This is a genomic window from Chthonobacter rhizosphaerae (assembly GCF_013839525.1).
GTDB classification, from domain to species: domain Bacteria; phylum Pseudomonadota; class Alphaproteobacteria; order Rhizobiales; family Pleomorphomonadaceae; genus Chthonobacter; species Chthonobacter rhizosphaerae.
Genome location: NZ_JACDIS010000012.1, coordinates 13,572 through 31,934, shown reverse-complemented (window position 1 = coordinate 31,934; position 18,363 = coordinate 13,572). Strand labels below are relative to the sequence as shown.

Below are 18,363 nucleotides of genomic sequence, written 5' to 3'. Positions count from 1 at the left end.
GGACCCTTAACCGCCCGTTAACCATGGACCCGGCATTTTCTGCCTACTCATAGGACAGATTGCATAAAACCGGAGTCCGCTTCCGTGACCGACACCAGTTCGTCTCTCGGCCAACGCTTCGGACTGCGCCTTCCCACCGGACTGGAGCTGAAGTCGACGGTCCTGCGCGGCGACGTGGGCTTCGCCGTCGGCATCATGGCGATCCTGGTCGTCCTGATCCTGCCGCTGCCGTCGGTCCTCCTGGACCTCTTTCTCGCCGTCTCGATCATCTTCTCCATCCTGATCCTGATGACGGCGCTGTTCATCCAGACGCCGCTGGAGTTCTCCGCCTTCCCGACCGTGCTCCTGATCGCCACCATGCTGCGGCTGGCGCTGAATCTCGCCTCCACCCGCCTGATCCTGTCCGACGGGCATGAGGGCACCGATGCCGCCGGCCACGTGATCGAGGCGTTCGGCAACTTCGTCATGGGCGGCAACTTCGTGATCGGGATCATCGTGTTCGCGATCCTGATCATCGTGAACTTCATCGTCATCACCAAGGGTTCGGGCCGTATCGCCGAGGTGGCGGCCCGCTTCACCCTGGACGCCATGCCCGGCAAGCAGATGGCCATCGACGCCGATCTCTCGTCGGGCATGATCGACGAGGCAACCGCGCGCGAGCGCCGCAAGAACCTGGAGGAGGAGAGCGCCTTCTTCGGCGCCATGGACGGCGCCTCGAAGTTCGTGCGCGGCGACGCCATCGCGGGCCTCCTGATCACCTTCATCAACGTGATCGGCGGCATCGTCATCGGCGTGCTGCAGATGGGCATCAGCCTGTCCGAGGCGGCGCACTCCTACACGGTGCTGACCGTCGGCGACGGTCTCGTCAGCCAGATCCCGGCGCTGATCGTCTCCACGGCCGCCGGCCTGCTCGTCTCCAAGGCGGGCGTCTCCGGAGCGGCCGACAAGGCGCTGGTGCGCCAGCTTTCCGGATATCCGACCGCGCTCGGCATGTCGGCGGCCGTGATGGGGCTCCTCTCCATTCTGCCGGGCATGCCCTTCGTGCCCTTCATGGCGCTCGCCCTCGGCGCCGGGACCATGGCCTTCTACGCCAGCCGCCGGAACGTGAAGCGCGAGGTGGACGCCGCGATGGCGAAGGCCGTGGCCGAGAAGCCGCCCGCGCCGACGGAGGAGCCGATCCAGACCGCCCTGAAGATGGACGACCTGCGGGTGGAGCTCGGCTACGGCCTCCTGCCGCTCATCAACGACCCCCAGGGCGGGGACAAGCTGTCGGACCAGATCAAGGCGCTGCGCCGGCAGATCGCCTCGGAGATGGGCTTCGTCATGCCGCCGGTGCGGCTGCTCGACAACGTGCAGCTCCAGGCCAACGAGTACGTCATCAAGATCAAGGAGGTGGAGGCCGGCAAGGGCCAGCTCTACCCGGGCCAGTTCATGGTGATGGACCCCATGGGCGGGAAGGTCTCCATACCCGGAACCCAGACGACCGAGCCCACCTTCGGCCTGCCGGCCACGTGGGTGGAGGCGCGCCTGCGCGAGGAGGCGGCGATCCGCGGCTACACGGTGGTGGACCCGGCGACGGTGCTGTCCACGCACCTGTCGGAGACCCTGAAGGCGAACGTGGCCGAGATCCTCTCCTACGCGGACGTGAAGAAGCTGCTCGCCGAGCTGCCGGCCGAACAGGGCAAGCTGGTGGACGACCTGGTGCCCGGCCAGATCACCATCTCGGGCATCCAGCGCGTGCTGCAGGCGCTGCTCACCGAGCGCATCTCCATCCGGGACCTGTCCACCATCCTGGAGGGCATCGCCGAGGCGGTCGGCCATTCGCGCTCGACCCAGACCATAGCCGAGCACGTTCGCGCACGTCTCGCCCGCCAGATCTGCGCCCAGAACACCGCGCCGGGCGGCTACCTGCCGCTGATCAGCCTGTCGCCCGCCTGGGAGCAGGCGTTCCTGGAGTCGATCGTCGGCGACGGCGACGACCGCCGGCTGGCCATGGCGCCCTCCAAGCTGCAGGAGTTCGTGATCCTGGTCCGCGACGCCTTCGAGGACGCCGCCCGCAAGGGCGAACTGCCGGTGCTGATGACGAGCCCGATGGCCCGGCCCTTCGTGCGTTCGATCGTGGAACGCTTCCGAGCGCACACCAACGTGATGAGCCAGGCCGAGGTTCACCCGCGCGCGCGCCTGAAGACCGTCGGGTCGATCTGACCACGACCAGACCGGCGAATCCGAGAATGGCATGAAGGTTTCGGCCGATGATGCCGTAATTCTGCTATAGAAGAAATCATCGATTAATCCGCAGGGAATACTTTTCAACCCATGCTAGCTGGCATATGGAGGCCATGCATGGGTATCCGGTCATTCTGGTCCGAACGATCAGGCGTCGTGGTCATCGCATTCGCCCTCGCTATGGGGCCTGTGGTCCTGGCGCTCGGGGCGGGCGTCGACCTCACGCGCCAGGTCAACGCGAATTCACACGCCCAGCAGGTGCTGGACGGTGCGCTTCTCTCCGCGGTGTCGTCGAAAGCCAAATCCGAAGACGAGATGGCCGCGATGGTGGAGGCCTATGTGGCCGCCAACCTGGATAGCGAGACCATCGAAGGAGCGGTCGTAAAGGACATCCGCTACGACGAGGAGGCCGACCGGCTCACCGCCAAGCTCGACGGGCAGATGCCGACGATCGTCATCAACCTCGCGGCCGTGCCGACCCTCGGCGTGGCGGTGGAGTCCTCGGTCATCCGCGGCATCGCCGGAACCTTGGAAGTGGCGCTCGTGCTCGACAACACGTGGTCCATGTCCGAGTTCGACGCCAGCGGCGTGCGCAAGATCGACGCCCTGAAGACCTCGGCGCGGGCGCTTGTGGACGCGATCACGGAAGACCCGCTCGCGGACGTGAGGATCGGCGTGGTGCCCTACGCGGACTACGTCAATGTCGGGACCGCGAACCGGAACGCGTCGTGGCTGGCCATTCCGACCGAAACCAAGACGGTTCGCGACCGGGTGTGCACGAAATCGACGGTGCGGACGACCTGCACGCGGAAGACCTGCACCCGCACGGTGGACGGGATGTTGGAATCGTACGCCTGCAACGACGTCTGCACCTCGGTGCCGGTCGCCGAGTACGAGACCTGCACCGGCGGCACGACCACCATCAACCGCTGGCATGGCTGCGTGATGTCGCGCAAGACCGGCAAGCTCCGGCTGAACGACAGCCAGCCCGGCACGCCCTATCCGGGCATGCTTGGCACCAGCCAGACCTGCCTGAACCCGATCCTGCCGCTGACCAGCTCCAAATCCGCGGTGACCAGCGCGATCAACAACCTGATCATCAATATCGGGACCGGATACCGGCCCGACACCTACATCCCCGCCGGCATGATCTGGGGCGTGAACGTTCTGTCGCCGAGCGAGCCCTTCACCGAAGGGCTGAACTATGACGAGCGGAACGTGCGCCCGCGCAAGGTGCTCGTGCTCATGACGGACGGCGAGAACACGCGCCGCTTCCACAACGGCGACGGGTCGCACCCGAGGTTCAGTTCCGACCCGGCCGCCCAGAACGCCCAGATAAAGGCCGTGAACGACGACACGCTGGCGATCTGCGAATATGCGAAATCGCAGCGGATGGAGGTCTACACCGTGGCTCTCGCCGTCGACGATCCGGCGGCGCGGACCATGCTGGACCGCTGCGCGACGGACGCAAGCCGTGCCTACAAGGCGGCGAGCGCCGCCCAGATGGCGAGCGCCTTCGCGGACATCGTGGGGAACCTGAAGGAGATCCGGCTGGAACGGTGACGGCCTCGGCGGCGGTCGTCGTCGCTCCGCCAGCGTCAACGATCGCTTAAGCCCTCGGGCGCAATCTGACGGACATCATGGCCCTCCGTCTCGCGTCCCGGCTCGTCATCCTGATCACCCTGTCGTCGAGCCTCGCCGGGTGCGGGCTCTTCGACTGGGAGGAGCGCGAGCCCTGGCGTGCCCAGGCGGAGGCGGCCTGCTTCGCCCGCAAGGAGGTGAGGCTCTCCACCCTGATCAAGCCCGTCGACGCCATCGAGGGCAAGGGCATCTGCGGTCTCGACCGGCCGCTGCGGGTGACGGCCGTGGCGGACGGGACCGTCCGGATCGGCAGCCGCTCGGTGGTGATGTCCTGCCCGATGACGGCCGCCCTGGAGCGCTGGGTCGCCCAGGCGGTTATGCCGGCGGCATACGAGCGCTACGGCGTGCCGGTGGTGGAGATCCGCTCCATGGGCACCTACAACTGCCGCTCGCGCAACAACGTGCCGGGAGCCCGCCTTTCCGAGCACGCCTTCGCCAACGCCTTCGACGTGGGCGGCTTCGTGCTCGCCAACGGCTATACGGTGACGATCCGGAAGGGCTGGCGCGGCGCCGAGGCGGACCGCGCCTTCCTGCGCCAGGTGCACGCCGGGGCCTGCAACCACTTCACCACCGTGCTCGGCCCGGGATCCGACGGCAAGCACGAGGACCATCTCCACCTCGACCTCGCGCGCCACAACGCCAAGGGCACCTATCGCTACTGCAAGCCGAAGCCGACCATGCCGCCTCCGGGCGTGCCGCAGTGGCAGATGGCGCCCCAGGGCGAGGTGCCGGTGGCCGCGCTGCCGTCCCTGCCGGACACGGACTGGCCGAAGATCCTGCCCCGGAGCGTGGAGGCCCAGCGTCGCGCCGACGCGGCCGCAGGCTACGACACGCCGCTGCCGCCGGCGCCCGTTCCCTCCGGCGGCTGGTCGCCGCCCGCCGGCGGCGGCCCGCTGCCGCCGGGCTCGGTCGGAGGCGCGCCGCTGCCGCCGGCGTCCTACCCGGCGTCGCCGCAGTATGGCGCGCCCGACTACGGCGCGGCGCAGCCGCCCGGCTGTCCGCCGGGCTACATCTGCCAGCCGGCCGCCGCGCAACCCTATCCGGACCTGCCGCCGGGCTGGAACGTCGGCCCGCAGCCCATCCAGGGCTACATGGCCGACGGCGTTCCGGCGGACGACGTCACCGGGTCGCTGGACTATTCGGACGAGTGACCGCGGGCGGTCGGACGCGCCGTCATCTCGGCGCGGGCGCTCGACAGGATCTCCCGCGCGGCCCAGAGATTGACGCCGGCGATGACGAGGCCCGCGACGATGTCCGGCCAGGCCGCCATTCGGCTCGCGACGAGCACGCCCGCCACGATGGTCAGCAGGTTGAGGACGGCGTCGTTGCGGGTCGACAGCCAGATCGACCGCATGGAACTGTCGCCGGTGCGATAAGGGATGAGGCGCACGGCAACGAACACGTTCACCGAAAGGGCGACCGCGGCCGTGAGCGAGATGCCGACCGCCGACGGCACGCCGCCGTACCAGAGCCGGACGAACACCTGGCCGAGCGCCACCAGGCCGACGGCGACCATGGCGAGCCCCATGACGAAGCCCGCGCGCGCCCGGTTCAGGAGCGACCAGCCGATCGCCACCACGCCGAGCATGTAGATCCCGGTGTCCTCCAGGAAGTCGACCGCGTCGGCGACGAGGGCCGCCGAGCCGATCCACAGGCCGACGATTCCCTCCGCGACGAACATCGACCCGTTGAGAAGAGCCGCCTGGACGAGCACCCGCCGATAGGCCGGGTCCTTGTGGAGGGGCGCGTCGGGCGCGTGGAGGAAATCGTCATCGTCGTCCATGAGGGACCGATAGCACGGCGGGAAGGACCGCGCGAAGGCCGGCGTGCGAGGCCTTCGATGCATGGCAGGCGTGATCCGCAGCCGGATTGTCACGACCCACGAACGGGGCCCATGACGGTGGACGGCGCGTGCGCAGAGCGATAGGCCGCTGGGCGCCCTCTCCCCGTCTCATTCGGCCGCGGCGCTCTCCGTCACCTTCGCGGGGTCTAGTTGAGGATGGGCGCCAGCCAGCGTTCGGCTTCGGCCAGACTCATGCCCTTGCGGCGCGCGTAGTCCTCCACCTGGTCGCGCTCGATCTTGCCGACGCCGAAATAGTGGCTGTCCGGGTGCGAGAAGTAGAGGCCGGAAACGGCGGCGCCGGGCCACATGGCGTAGCTCTCGGTGAGCGTGATGCCGGCATTGGCCGTGGCGTCGAGCAGGCGGAAGAGCGTTGCCTTCTCGGTGTGGTCCGGCTGGGCCGGATAGCCGGGGGCCGGGCGGATGCCCTGGTAGGTCTCGGCGATCAGCTCCTGCGGGCTGAAGGACTCGTCCTCGGCATAGCCCCAGAACTCCTTGCGGACCCGCTCGTGCAGCCGTTCCGCGAAGGCTTCCGCGAGGCGGTCGGCGAGGGCCTGGGAGAGGATCTTGGAATAGTCGTCGTTGGCCCGGGCGAAGCGCGCCGCGACCGCGTCCTCGCCGATGCCGGCAGTGACCGCGAAGCCGCCCACGTAGTCGGCGACGCCGCTTTCCCTGGGGGCCACGAAGTCGGAGATGGACAGGTTGGCGCGCCCGGAATCCCGGGCGATCTGCTGGCGCAGGCCATGGAGCACGGCGAGCCGCGTGCCGCGCGTGTCGTCGGTGTAGAGCTCGATGTCGTCACCGACCGCGTTCGCCGGCCAGAAGCCGATGACGCCGCGCGCGGTGAGCCACTTCTCGTCGATCATCTGGCGGAGCATCGCCTGGGCATCGGCGAAGAGCGCGCGGGCGGCGACGCCGTAGCGGTCGTCGTCGAGGATCATCGGATAGGTGCCCTTCATCTCCCAGGTGGAGAAGAACGGCGTCCAGTCGATATAGGCGGCGAGTTCGCCGAGATCGTAGGAGTCGAAGGCCTTCACGCCGAGGAAGCTCGGCTTCCGCGCCCGGTGGTCGGCCCAGTCCACGTCGAGACGGTTCGCCCGCGCCTCCGCGAGGCTGAGCCGGCGCTTGTCGTCCCGGCCGCGCGCGTGCGCCTCGGCGATGCGGGCGTATTCGCGCCGGACCTCGTCCACATAGGCGTGGCGCTTCTCGCCGAGGAGCGCCGACGCGACGCCGACGGCCCGGCTGGCGTCGGTCACGTAGACCGCCTGGCCGGCCTTGTACTGCGGGTGGATCTTCACCGCCGTGTGGATGCGGCTGGTGGTGGCGCCACCGATGAGAAGCGGCAGGTCGAGGCCCTGGCGCTCCATCTCGGAAGCGACCAGCACCATCTCGTCGAGCGACGGGGTGATGAGGCCGGAAAGGCCGATGATGTCCACCTTCTCGGCGCGGGCGGTGTCGAGGATCTTCTGCATCGGCACCATGACGCCGAGGTCGATCACCTCGAAGTTGTTGCAGGCGAGCACGACGCCGACGATGTTCTTGCCGATGTCGTGCACGTCGCCCTTTACGGTCGCCATCAGGATCTTGCCGGCCGAGGACGACTGGGTGGAGCCGTTGGCGGCCTTCTCGGCCTCCATGTAGGGCATCAGGTAGGCGACCGCCTGCTTCATGACGCGGGCGGACTTGACCACCTGGGGCAGGAACATCTTTCCGGCGCCGAAGAGGTCGCCGACCACGTTCATGCCGGCCATCAGCGGGCCTTCAATCACGTGGAGCGGCCGCTCGGCCCGCAGGCGGGCCTCCTCGGTGTCCTCGGTGATGAATTCGGTTATGCCATGGACGAGCGCGTGCTCCAGGCGCTTCTCCACGGGCCAGGAGCGCCAGGCGAGATCGGCGACCTTCTCCCTAGCCGACCCGTCGCCCTTGAAGCGGGGGGCGGCATCGACGAGGCGCTCGGTGGCGTCCGGACGGCGGTTGAGGACCACGTCCTCGCAGAGCTCGCGCAGCTCCGGGTCGATGTCGTCGTAGACGCCGAGCTGGCCGGCGTTGACGATGCCGAAGTCCATGCCGGCCTGGATGGCGTGGTAGAGGAAGACCGTGTGCATGGCCTCGCGCACGGGCTCGTTGCCGCGGAACGAGAAGGACAGGTTGGAGACGCCGCCGGACACGTGGGCGCCCTTCAGGTTCCGGCGGATCCAGCGCGTCGCCTCGATGAAGTCGACGCCGTAGTTGTTGTGCTCCTCGATGCCGGTGGCGACCGCGAAGATGTTCGGGTCGAAGATGATGTCCTCGGGCGGGAAGCCCACCTCGTCGACGAGGATGTCGTAGGAGCGCTTGCAGATCTCGGTCTTGCGCTGGAAGGTGTCGGCCTGGCCGACCTCGTCGAAGGCCATCACGACCACGGCCGCGCCGTAGCGCTTGACGAGCTTCGCCTGGGCGATGAAAGCGTCCCTGCCCTCCTTCATGGAGATGGAGTTGACGATGCCTTTGCCCTGCAGGCACTTCAGCCCCGCCTCGATGACGGTCCACTTGGAACTGTCCACCATCACCGGGATGCGGGCGATGTCCGGCTCGGCGGCGAGGAGGTTCAGGAAGGTGACCATGGCCTTCTCACTGTCGAGAAGGCCCTCGTCCATGTTCACGTCGAGGACGACCGCGCCGCCCTCCACCTGCTCGCGCGCCACCTCGAGCGCGGCCGCGTAATCGCCCTCCTTGATGAGCTTGCGGAAGCGGGCCGAGCCGGTGACGTTCGTCCGCTCGCCGACGACGACGAAGTTGGCGAAGGCGGCGGAGGGTGTGGTCTGGGCCGAGGTGGAGGTCATCAGGTGAGCGTACTCGTCAAAGGGAGAGCAGAGCGCGAGCGCGCTCGGACAGCGCGTCGCCGGAGAATGGGTTCACGATTTCCAGGCGGCCGATTCTAACGCCATCCCCCATGTCCTCGGAGATCAGGTGAGTGCAACCGGCGGCTTCGGCGGCCGAGACCAAATTGGCATCACAGAACGAAAACGTGCCGCTGGCGGCAAGGTCGATGGCTCGGTCGGTAGACTGCTGTGTCGCGCCAAAGCTGCGGTGCAACAGCAGGAGTTCGCGTGCGTGAACCGCGACTTCTTTCGGCGGGGTTCTGTATTTCCTCGACGCGACGTGCAAGAACTCGCTGACCACCTGAAGCGAAAGCGGCGCTCTTTCAGTACGGAGCGCGTTGACGATCGTTAAAGCTATGTCCTGTTTGGCGCCAGCTTTCTCGTCTACGGCATAGATCAAAACGTTGGTGTCGACAGAAACGATCGTCATTTGGACCGCTCGTCGATCATCTCGTCGTACCACTCGTCCCGGGTTCCGAAAGGATGAGCCCAACCGGTTCCTCGCCCCGGCTCCTTCGCCGCGCGGGCAAACGTCAGGAAGGACCGCCAAGCAGCATCCCTCGCCGCCGGATCGGCTTCCGCTTCTTCGATCGGAATCGCAACAATCGGCGTGAGCGGAACGTAGATACTGAACTCGCGATCGTCGGACTTCACAGGGTTCGTCATCCTACCATCTCCAGTTCGCCCGATCCTATCACGCGGCGATCACCGCCGGCTCCAGTCCGCTCAGCCGCATGCGCGGCTCGATCGCCGGCAGCGCGCGCGGCGGTACGCCGGCGACCGCTTCCGCGATGGCGCGGATGTGGTCGGGGGTGGTGCCGCAGCAGCCGCCGACCACGTTGACGAGGCCGGCGCGGGCGAACTCGCCGATGAGGGCCGCCATCGCCTCCGGACTCTCGTCATACTCGCCGAACTCGTTCGGCAGGCCGGCGTTCGGATAGGCGCAGACGAGCGTGTCCGACACCCTCGCCAGATCGGCGATGTGGGCGCGCATCTCCTTGGCGCCGAGGGCGCAGTTGAGCCCGATGGAGAACAGGCCCGCGTGGCGGACCGAATACCAGAAGGCCTCGGCGGTCTGGCCCGAGAGGGTCCGGCCGGACAGGTCCGTGATGGTGCCGGAGACGGAGATCGGCAGGCGGACGCCCTTCTCCTCGAACACCTCGTCGGTGGCGAACAGCGCCGCCTTGGCGTTCAGCGTGTCGAACACGGTCTCGATCAGGATGATGTCGGCGCCGCCGTCGATCAGGCCGCGCACCGCCTCCGCGTAGGCGATCCGCAGGTCGTCGAAGCTGACGGCGCGGAAGCCGGGGTTGTTCACGTCCGGCGAGATGGACGCGGTGCGGTTGGTCGGCCCGACGGCGCCGGCGACGAAGCGCGGCCGCGACGGATCCCGCGCCTCCACCTCGCGACAGGCCTCCTTGGCGACCCGGGCGCTCTCCAGGTTGAGCTCGTAGGCGAGCGCCTCCATGCCATAGTCGGCCTGGGCGATGGTGGTGGACGAGAAGGTGTTCGTCTCCAGAATGTCCGCGCCCGCCTCCAGGTACTGGAGATGGATGCCCTTGATGACGTCGGGCCGGGTGATCGACAGGAGGTCGTTGTTGCCCTTCAGGTCGCGGCCCCAGTCCTTGAAGCGCTCGCCCCGGAAGTCCTCTTCGCTGAGGCGGTGACGCTGGATCATGGTGCCCATGGCGCCGTCGAGCACGAGGATGCGATCCTTGGCGAGGGCGCGGAGCGTCGCTTCGGTCTTCGAGATCGGCTGGGTCATCTCTTCACGTCCTGACGTCTGGGGCGGGTCTCGTCACGCGGCCTTGACGCCCTCGGCGGGCGCGGGCTGCTGCGGGCGCAGGCCCATCATGTAGCAGATGGCATAGACCAGATCGGCCCGGTTCATGGTGTAGAAGTGGAAGTCGCGGTAGCCGCGATCCACAAGATCCATCACCTGCTCGGCCGCCACGGCGGCGGCGACGAGCTGGCGGGTGGCGGGATCGTTCTCCAGGCCCTCGAAGCGCTGGGCGAGCCAGCCGGGCACGGACGCGCCTGCCCTGCGGGCGAACTGCGCGGTCTGGGCGAAGTTCGCCACCGGCACGAGGCCCGGGATGATCGGGATGTCGATGCCGGCCGCGCGGACGCGCTCCACGTAGCGCTCGAACAGGTCGTTGTCGAAGAAGAACTGGGTGATGGCCCGGGTCGCGCCCGCCTCCACCTTGCGCTTCAGGATCGCGATGTCGGCCGGCACGTCCGGGCTTTCCGGGTGCTTCTCCGGATAGGCCGATACGGTGATGTCGAAGTCGCCAATGGCTCGGATGCCCTGGATCAGGTCCGGCGTGGACGCGTAGCCGTCGCCGTGCGGCTGGTAGCGCGCGCCGACGCCGCCGGCCGGGTCGCCGCGCAGCGCCACAATGTGGCGCACGCCCGCGGCCCAGTAGCCGCGCACCACGTCGTCGACCTCGGCGCGGGTCGCGTCCACGCAGGTGAGGTGCGCCGCCGGCTTCAGGCTGGTCTCCCGGATGATGCGCGCGACGGTGTTGTGGGTGCGCTCCCGGGTGGAGCCGCCGGCGCCGTAGGTGACCGACACAAAGCGCGGCGCCAGCGGCGCCAGGCGCTCGATGGACGCCCACAGCGTCTCTTCCATCTTCTCGGTCTTCGGCGGGAAGAACTCGAACGAGACGCCGAGGTCGAGGGCATTCACGTTGCGGGAGAAGCGCATGGGGGTCGTCCTTGATGGATTGTTCTTCGGTGGGTCGTTCGAGCGCCGATCAGGCGGACTGGAGGAGGCGCGGCTCGTCGGCCATCTGGATGCGTCGGTCGGCGGCCAGCCACACCGTCACGGTCAGGCGCTCCTCGGCCGAGGTCTCGGCCGGCAGGTCGCGGACGAGATCGAGGTCGAGACCGGCCGCCTCGATCCAGGCGCGCATCTGCTCGTGGCCGAAGCCGAGTCGGCGGTGGGCGTGTTCGGTGCGCAGGAACTCCAGCCCGTGCGGGGCGAAGTCCACGATCAGGAGCCGGCCGCCCGGGGCGACGGCGCGCGCCGCCTCGCGGATGGCCCGGGCCGGATCGTCGAGATAGTGGAGCACCTGGTGGATGACGACCACATCGAAGGCGCCGGTGCCGACCGACAGGGCCGTCACGTCACCCTGGCGCACATGGGCGTTGTCCAACCCGGCGGCGGCGAGATTGGCCCGGGCGACCGACAGCATGTCGTGGCTCATGTCGACCCCGACGGCGCGGGTGTAGCGGTCCGCCAGCAGGGTGAGGATGCGCCCGGTGCCCGTGCCGATGTCGAGGAGCGCGTGGATCGGCCGGCTGCCCACGGCCTCGCGGATCGCCGCCTCCACGGCCGCCTCGGGCACATGGAGGGAGCGCAGCCGGTCCCACCCCGCCGCGTTGGCGGCGAAATAAGCCTGGGCGTCGGCCGCGTGGGCCGCCTTCAAGGCGTCGAGCCGCTGGCGGTCGCGGACGAGAACCGGATCGTCGAGGTCGAGCCGATCGAGGAGCGCCCGGACCGTGGCGGCGCCGGCGCCCTCCTCCGCGAGCCGGTAGTAGGCCCAGGAGCCCTCGGGCAGCCGGGCGATCAGGCCCGCCTCGGTGAGGAGCTTCAGGTGACGCGAAACGCGCGGCTGACTCTGGGCGAGCACCTCGGTCAGGTCCTTCACCGTCGCCTCGCCGCTGGCCAGGAGCGCCAGGAGACGGAGGCGGGTCGGCTCGCCGGCGCTTTTCAGCGCCGTCACCAGACCATCGAGGTTGGAGCGGACATCGGGCATGCTGGCGTGCACTCGCGCAAAGGACATAAAGATATCTTTATGCCTTGTATGAGCGGATCGCAAGAGCCTTCCCGGTGGCCGGGTCGAAAAAGATCGACGCCCGTGGTGCGGGCACCACGGGCGTCGGATCCTGTTCGCGCGGACTGACTGACGAAAAAAAATCAGAAGGAAAAACGAAAAAGGCAGGGAACGATGAGAGGTCAGGTCGTGGCGCGTGTGTCGCGCCAGACCTGCATGCGCGCGCGCGCCTGGCGCGGATCGAGCTCGGTGAAGGCGTTGAGGGCGTCCCGCCGCTGGTTGGGCGAGAGCCGGTGCTTCCACGGGCCGGACTTGAGGAGGATCTGCACCGTCGTGATCTTGAAGCCGAGGGCGCGGGCGCTGGTGATGAAGGGGTCGACGTCCGTCCGCACCATCCAGTGCTTGGCTTCTTCCAGCGACAGGTCGGCGAGCACGGCGTAGACGGCGACCACGTCGGCGAACCGGTCCTCCATGGCGTACTGGAACAGGAGCGGCTCGGAGGCGACGCGCCGGCCGCCCTGGTTCATGAGCTTTTCCCAGGCGCTCTCGAAATCGTAGAGGCCGAGCCAGTAGGTGTTGCTCATGCGCTCGGCGGCGCGCCGGGCGGCCTCCTGCAGTTCGGCGACCGGCCGATCGGACCCGTGGGCCTTCAGCGCCCGCTGGACCTCCTCGGCGGCGCGCTCGCTGAGCGCATCGATCACGGCGTCCGGGGTGTCGGGCCGGGTGCCGAGGGCGGTGGCGGTCGCCACGTCGAACATGGCCTGGCGGACGATCTCGGACAGCGCCTGCTCGCCGAGAACCGCGCCATGGTTGCCGGCGACGGTCCGGCGGACCTCGGCGTCGCCGCGGCGGACCACGCTCTCGGTCACCGCCTCGGACAGATAGGAGCGGTGGGCGATGGCCTGGAGATGGCCGTTGCCCTTGGTCTCCGCGACGCCGAGGAGATCCCGCTCGTTCAGCACGGGCGATTTCTCCAGGATCGGCCCCGCCACGGTGAGATCGTCGTGGGCCGCGAAACGGCGCACCACATTCTCCGGCGCGCGGCGCAGGGGCGCGATCTTCTCGGCCGCGAAGACAAGCGCCTCGCGCTCCACCATGTCGGCGAGGCGGGACATCACGTCGTCATAGATCTCGATCTGCTCCAGCGTGCAACGCTCGGATGCGAAGGCGAACAGGGAGGCGACGCCCCGCATCAGTTCGTTCCGGCGCGTGGAGGAGGTGTCGAGATCCAGGCTGCGGAAGTCGACGAGATTGGTTTCGATCATGAACGATCCGAACGGCTGGCAATGAAAAGCACGAGTCACGCTATCAGGGCTGTATTGGCGAACCCGTTTCAGAACTTGTAAAAATTTGAATGAATGTATCTTTCGACTTGCACCAACGAAGAGCGCACCGGCTCTCGCCAAGGATGACAGCCTGGTCTACTGAGGGCAAGCCGCAGACGAGAAAACGCGCCATGATCGACAGTCCAACCTCTCCGCCGACCCCGCCCGACCAGGAGGTGACGTTCATCGGAACCGTGTGGACGCCCTGGGAAACCCGGGCGGACTGCCCGCGAAACGTGCTGGAGGCCCGCGCGCGGGGCGGGCATGCGACCGTGGAGCTGGAACCCTTCTACCGCGCCGGCCTGATGGGCCTGGAGCGGTACAGCCATGTGATCCTGCTCTACTGGATGGACGAGGCCGAGCGGGACGTGCTGGTGCAGTTTCCCCGGCATGTGAGCGGGGCGCGCGGGGTGTTCTCCATCCGCTCACCCGCGCGGCCGAACCCCATCGCCCTCGCGGTGGCGCGCATCCTGGACATCGACGCCGAGATCGGCCGGATCGCGGTGGAGCAGCTCGACTGCCGGAACGGCACGCCGCTGATCGACATCAAGCCCTACTTCCCGTCGATCGATTCCGCGCCCGACGCGGTCGTCGAGCCGCGCGGCACCGATCAGGCCTGGTAGACCCACTGCTCCGGCAGGCGAACCTTGACGGTCCCCGGCGCCATCAGGCCGGCGCGCTCCACGCTGGCGAGCACGCCGCGCCGGCGGGCGCCCGCCTTCGCGAAGCCGAGCTCCAGGTCGTCACGGCCCGGATGGGCGTCGGCGAGCGAGCGGCCCGAGAAGCGGCACGGCGCATTCTGCCCTTCGATGACGAGGCTGGCGCCGCTCTCGAAGACGATCAGCGTGCCGGCCGGCAGGAAGGAGAAGTGCGCGAGCCCTTCCAGCACAAGGTTCGCGCCGATCAGCCCAGGGTCGACCGCGGGCAGCTGGAGGTCGGCGGCGATGAGCGCCAGATCCTCCGCCGACACGGCGGTGAGCTGGCGGCCGGAGCGGATCTCGGTGCCGCGCGGATACCAGGGCTCGCGCCCGCCGGCCTTTCGGGTGAAGCCCTGGTGGCGGTCTCCCGGGATGCCCTCCAGGGTGGCGTCCACGGACGGCACGGAGCGGGTGCGGAACCCCTCCCCGTCCGCGATCAGCACGTCCACGACCCGCATCGCGAGGGTCCGGCCGGGATGCACGGTCGGCTGCGGGATGAGGGGCGTGAGGAGGTCCATGGGCGGCGGGCTCGCGTGTGGGAGGATGGCACGGCGCGACCATAGCGGACGGCGCGCGGGGGCGAAAGCGGCCGGAACTAGCCGGACGGGCGGGAGCGGAGAGCGACGGACCGGCGGGGTCCGGTCAGCCGCCGGCGTCCGACCATGCCCACGGCCCGTTCGCCGTGACGATGCGCTTGGAGGCGGCCTTCAGAGCCTTCTCGCTCGTCTCCGCGAAGGCTTCCGGCAGCGCCTGTTCGAGCACGATCCGCAGCGCCTCCAGGGCCCAGACGTCCGCGTCGGTCTCCACCGTGTCGGCGATCCCGTCCGCGTTCTCTTCGTCGACCACGCGCGCCAGCCATTCGTGAAGGACGAGCGCCTCGTCTCGGGAGAGCGCGATGCGGACGGGGTCGGCGGTCATGGCGAGGATCCTTGTCGTTCGGCGACGATAAAGAGGCGCGGATAGCGCAGGAGCACCCGGCCATCGGCCGCCGGCGGATAGGCACGGCGGATCCGGGCCAGATAGTCCGCCAGGAAGGCGCTGCGCTCGCCCGGGTCGAGCGGATCGAGGTAGGGTTTCAGGCCGGTGGACGAGACCCATTCAACGACGGCGTCCGGCCCGTCGAGCGGGTGCACATAGGTCGTGCGCCAGAGGTCGACGCGCCCCGCCGCGGGGGAGAGACGGTCGTAGTAGCCGTCGAGCGTCAGAAGCGGCGGTCGGCCGGCCCCCGCCATCTTGGACGCGAACGGCATGGCGGCGGCGGTCTCGTCCATCAACCGGTGGCTCGGCTCGCCGAGCGTGTCCGGCATCTGCACGGCGAGACAGCCGCCGGGCGCCAGGAGACCGAGGAGCCGGACCAGCACCGAGGGGTGGTCCGGCACCCACTGCATCACGGCGTTTGCGAAGACGAGGTCGGGTGGCCGGTCCGGCGCGACCGTGGCGGCGTCGGCGACCTGGAAGCGGGCGCCCGGCACACGGGCGCGAGCGGCCTCGATCATGGCCGGCGACGTGTCCACCCCGACCACCTCCGCGTCCGGGAAGCGGGCGAGGAGGAGTTCGGTGCTGTTCCCGGGACCGCAGCCGACATCGAGGATATGCCGCGCCGTCGCCAGCGGCACAGCCGCCAGCAGGTCCCGCGCCGGGCGGGTGCGTTCGTCGGCGAAGCGCAAGTAGGTGGCGGGGGACCAGTCGGACATGGGCGGCTCGTCAGGGCAGAGGACCCGCGAGGGCGCGCATGGCCGGATGGAGGCGGTCCATGGCGTCGGAATCCACGAAGGAGACTGTCTGGTGGGTGCCTTCGACGGCAAGGCGTGGCGGTGCCACCGAACCATCGAACAGGCGCCACAGCGCGCAACGAGGAGCGAACTCGGCCAGATGACGAAGGCTTCGATCGAAGCGCCGGCGCACCACTGCCTCGGCCACGTCGTGGCCGCCTTCGGCGACCCGGCGGCGGATGCGCTCCAGGCACATCTCCGGCGTCGGCACGCTGAAGTATTGCAGGTGGACGGCGATGCCACTGGCCGCCGCCTCGTCCGCCAGGTGGAAATGGGTCCTGCCGGAGAGCGTCGTCTCCATGGCGAAGGACACGCCCTCGGCGAGGAAGGCCCTCGCCCGCTCCAGCCCGACCCGCGCAGCATCCCGCTCGGCGAGCGAGGGATCGAGCGGAGAGAGCCCCCGCGCGATCTCGTCCAGATTGACGAAATGAACGGTGCCGGCAGCGCGCTGAAGATTGCGGAAGGCGTAGGTGGTCTTGCCCACGCCGTTCGGACCCGCGATCACCCAGAAGACGCCCACGGCCCCTCCCCTCACCGCGTCAGCGGCTTGTACTTGATCCGGCGCGGGTTCACCGCGTCGGCGCCGAGGCGGCGCTTCTTGTCCTCCTCGTAGGACTCGAAGTTGCCCTCGAACCATTCCACGTGGCTGTTGCCCTCGAAGGCGAGGATGTGTGTGGCGAGCCGGTCGAGGAACATGCGATCGTGGCTGATGACCACGGCGCAGCCGGCGAAATCCTCCAGCGCGTCTTCGAGCGCCGACAGGGTCTCGGTGTCGAGGTCGTTGGTGGGCTCGTCGAGGAGGAGGACGTTGGCGCCGGACTTCAGCATCTTGGCGAGGTGGACGCGGTTGCGCTGGCCGCCGGAGAGCGAGCCCACCTTCTGCTGCTGGTCGCCGCCCTTGAAGTTGAACGACGAGCAGTAGGCGCGCGAGTTCACGTCCTTCTTGCCGAGGGTGATCACGTCGAGCCCGCCGGAGATCTCCTCCCAGACGGTCTTGTTCGGATCGAGCGTGTCGCGGCTCTGGTCCACGTAGCCGAGCTGCACCGTGTCGCCGAGGCGGAACGAGCCGTTGTCGGGCTGCTCCTGCCCGGTGATCATGCGGAACAGCGTGGTCTTGCCGGCGCCGTTCGGCCCGATGATGCCGACGATGCCGCCCGGCGGCAGCTGGAACGACAGGTCGTCGATCAGGAGCCGGTCGCCATAGCCCTTGGAGAGGCCGTCCACCTCCAGGACCACGTCGCCGAGGCGCGGGCCCGGCGGGATGACGATCTGGGCGGTGCCGGTGGTCTGGCGCTCCTCGTTGCGCCGGAGAAGTTCGTCGTAGCTCTTGATGCGGGCCTTCGACTTGGCCTGGCGAGCCTTCGGGCTCGCCCCGATCCACTCGCGCTCGCGCTCCAGGGCGCGCTGGCGGGCGGCCTCCTCGCGGCCCTCCTGCTCCAGGCGCTTGGCCTTCTTCTCAAGGTAGGCCGAGTAGTTGCCCTCGTAGGGAATGCCGCGGCCGCGGTCGAGCTCTAGGATCCAGCCGGTGACGTTGTCGAGGAAGTAGCGGTCGTGGGTGATGATCAGCACGGCGCCGGGGAATTCGCGCAGGTGCTTCTCCAGCCACGCCACGGACTCCGCGTCCAGGTGGTTGGTCGGCTCGTCGAGGAGGATGAGGTCGGGCGCCTCCAGGAGAAGGCGGCAGAGCGCCACGCGGCGCTTCTCGCCGCCCGACAGCTTGGTGACGTCCGCGTCGCCCGGCGGACAGCGCAGGGCGTCCATCGCCATCTCGACCTTGCTGTCCAGGTCCCAGAGGTTCTTGCTGTCGATGATGTCCTGGAGCTTGGCGGCCTTCTCGGCGTTCTCCTCCGAGTAGTCCATCATCAGCTCGTTGTACTGGTCGATCAGCGCCTTGTCCTTGGCGACGCCGTCCATGACGTTGCCGAGCACGTCCTTCGACGGGTCGAGCTGCGGCTCCTGGGCGAGGTAGCCGACCGTCGCGCCCTTGGCGAGCCAGGCCTCGCCGGTGAACTCCTTGTCCATCCCGGCCATGATGCGCAGGAGCGTGGACTTGCCCGAGCCGTTCGGGCCGAGCACGCCGATCTTGGCGTCCGGGTAGAACTGCAGATGGATGTTGTCGAGCACCTTCTTGCCGCCACCATAGGACTTGGTGAGGCCGTGCATGTAGTAGATGAATTCGCGCGCCATGGGAGATCCGTCGGCCGGTTCTTCAGGAGGGGAT

15 protein-coding genes and 2 pseudogenes are annotated in these 18,363 nt (G+C 68.6%); 4 read left to right on the top strand and 13 right to left on the bottom strand.

Features of this window, described 5'->3' with window-relative positions:
- Positions 1-123: 123 nt before the first annotated feature.
- The 3 genes from flhA (at position 124) to HND91_RS18335 (ending at position 5,018) form a co-directional block, all read left to right on the top strand.
- Positions 124-2,205, top strand: a complete 2,082-nt coding sequence (gene flhA / locus HND91_RS18345) for a flagellar biosynthesis protein FlhA (RefSeq protein WP_246329577.1) — start codon at positions 124-126, stop codon at positions 2,203-2,205.
- A gap of 138 nt (positions 2,206-2,343) precedes the next feature.
- A complete protein-coding gene (locus HND91_RS18340; protein WP_181708062.1) occupies positions 2,344-3,789 on the top strand; it encodes a Tad domain-containing protein in 1,446 nt (481 codons plus the stop codon).
- A 77-nt stretch (positions 3,790-3,866) separates the two neighbouring features.
- Positions 3,867-5,018, top strand: a complete 1,152-nt coding sequence (locus HND91_RS18335) for an extensin-like domain-containing protein (RefSeq protein ID WP_181708061.1) — start codon at positions 3,867-3,869, stop codon at positions 5,016-5,018.
- Here the strand turns inward: HND91_RS18335 and HND91_RS18330 are convergent.
- The 8 genes and pseudogenes from HND91_RS18330 to HND91_RS18295 all read right to left on the bottom strand — a co-directional run bounded on the left by HND91_RS18330 (position 5,003) and on the right by HND91_RS18295 (position 13,612).
- The gene (locus HND91_RS18330; RefSeq protein WP_181708060.1) at positions 5,003-5,650 is read right to left on the bottom strand and encodes a cation efflux transmembrane domain-containing protein; all 648 of its coding nucleotides are present in this window, start codon (positions 5,648-5,650) and stop codon (positions 5,003-5,005) included. The two genes, HND91_RS18335 and HND91_RS18330, sit on opposite strands and share 16 nt — an antisense overlap.
- Before the next feature lie 168 nt (positions 5,651-5,818).
- A pseudogene (gene metH, locus HND91_RS18325) lies at positions 5,819-8,481 on the bottom strand (methionine synthase); the annotation flags it as partial.
- Positions 8,482-8,545: 64 nt separating this feature from the next.
- Positions 8,546-8,998, bottom strand: a complete 453-nt coding sequence (locus HND91_RS18320; protein WP_181708058.1) for a PIN domain-containing protein — start codon at positions 8,996-8,998, stop codon at positions 8,546-8,548.
- Positions 8,995-9,234, bottom strand: coding sequence for a hypothetical protein (locus HND91_RS18315; RefSeq protein ID WP_181708057.1), 240 nt, complete (start codon positions 9,232-9,234; stop codon positions 8,995-8,997). The genes HND91_RS18320 and HND91_RS18315 overlap by 4 nt, the downstream gene beginning before the upstream one ends.
- Positions 9,235-9,280: 46 nt before the next feature.
- Positions 9,281-10,333, bottom strand: a pseudogene (locus HND91_RS18310) (homocysteine S-methyltransferase family protein); the annotation flags it as partial.
- Between the two features lie 33 nt (positions 10,334-10,366).
- On the bottom strand, positions 10,367-11,275 hold the full coding sequence (gene metF, locus HND91_RS18305; RefSeq protein WP_181708056.1) for a methylenetetrahydrofolate reductase [NAD(P)H]: 909 nt from the start codon (positions 11,273-11,275) through the stop codon (positions 10,367-10,369).
- A 49-nt stretch (positions 11,276-11,324) separates the two neighbouring features.
- On the bottom strand, positions 11,325-12,356 hold the full coding sequence (locus tag HND91_RS18300; RefSeq protein ID WP_246329571.1) for an ArsR/SmtB family transcription factor: 1,032 nt from the start codon (positions 12,354-12,356) through the stop codon (positions 11,325-11,327).
- 173 nt (positions 12,357-12,529) lie between these two features.
- Complete coding sequence (locus tag HND91_RS18295) at positions 12,530-13,612, bottom strand: DUF2336 domain-containing protein (protein WP_181708055.1); 1,083 nt, start codon at positions 13,610-13,612, stop codon at positions 12,530-12,532.
- 191 nt (positions 13,613-13,803) lie between these two features.
- Here HND91_RS18295 and tsaA point away from each other — a divergent pair, with 191 nt between their 5' ends.
- Positions 13,804-14,295, top strand: coding sequence for a tRNA (N6-threonylcarbamoyladenosine(37)-N6)-methyltransferase TrmO (tsaA, locus tag HND91_RS18290; protein WP_181708054.1), 492 nt, complete (start codon positions 13,804-13,806; stop codon positions 14,293-14,295).
- Here tsaA and HND91_RS18285 read toward each other — a convergent pair.
- The 5 genes from HND91_RS18285 to ettA form a co-directional block, all read right to left on the bottom strand.
- Entirely contained in the window at positions 14,283-14,888 is a 606-nt protein-coding gene (locus tag HND91_RS18285; protein WP_181708053.1) for an MOSC domain-containing protein, read from the bottom strand. The genes tsaA and HND91_RS18285 overlap by 13 nt on opposite strands.
- A gap of 124 nt (positions 14,889-15,012) precedes the next feature.
- Positions 15,013-15,288, bottom strand: coding sequence for a hypothetical protein (locus HND91_RS18280; RefSeq protein WP_181708052.1), 276 nt, complete (start codon positions 15,286-15,288; stop codon positions 15,013-15,015).
- Positions 15,285-16,064 (bottom strand): trans-aconitate 2-methyltransferase, encoded by a 780-nt coding sequence (gene tam / locus HND91_RS18275; RefSeq protein WP_181708051.1) that lies wholly within the window; start codon positions 16,062-16,064, stop codon positions 15,285-15,287. Before tam ends, HND91_RS18280 begins: the two co-directional genes overlap by 4 nt.
- Before the next feature lie 10 nt (positions 16,065-16,074).
- Complete coding sequence (locus HND91_RS18270; protein WP_181708050.1) at positions 16,075-16,662, bottom strand: AAA family ATPase; 588 nt, start codon at positions 16,660-16,662, stop codon at positions 16,075-16,077.
- Positions 16,663-16,673: 11 nt separating this feature from the next.
- Positions 16,674-18,329, bottom strand: a complete 1,656-nt coding sequence (ettA, locus tag HND91_RS18265) for an energy-dependent translational throttle protein EttA (RefSeq protein ID WP_181708049.1) — start codon at positions 18,327-18,329, stop codon at positions 16,674-16,676.
- Positions 18,330-18,363 lie beyond the last annotated feature (34 nt).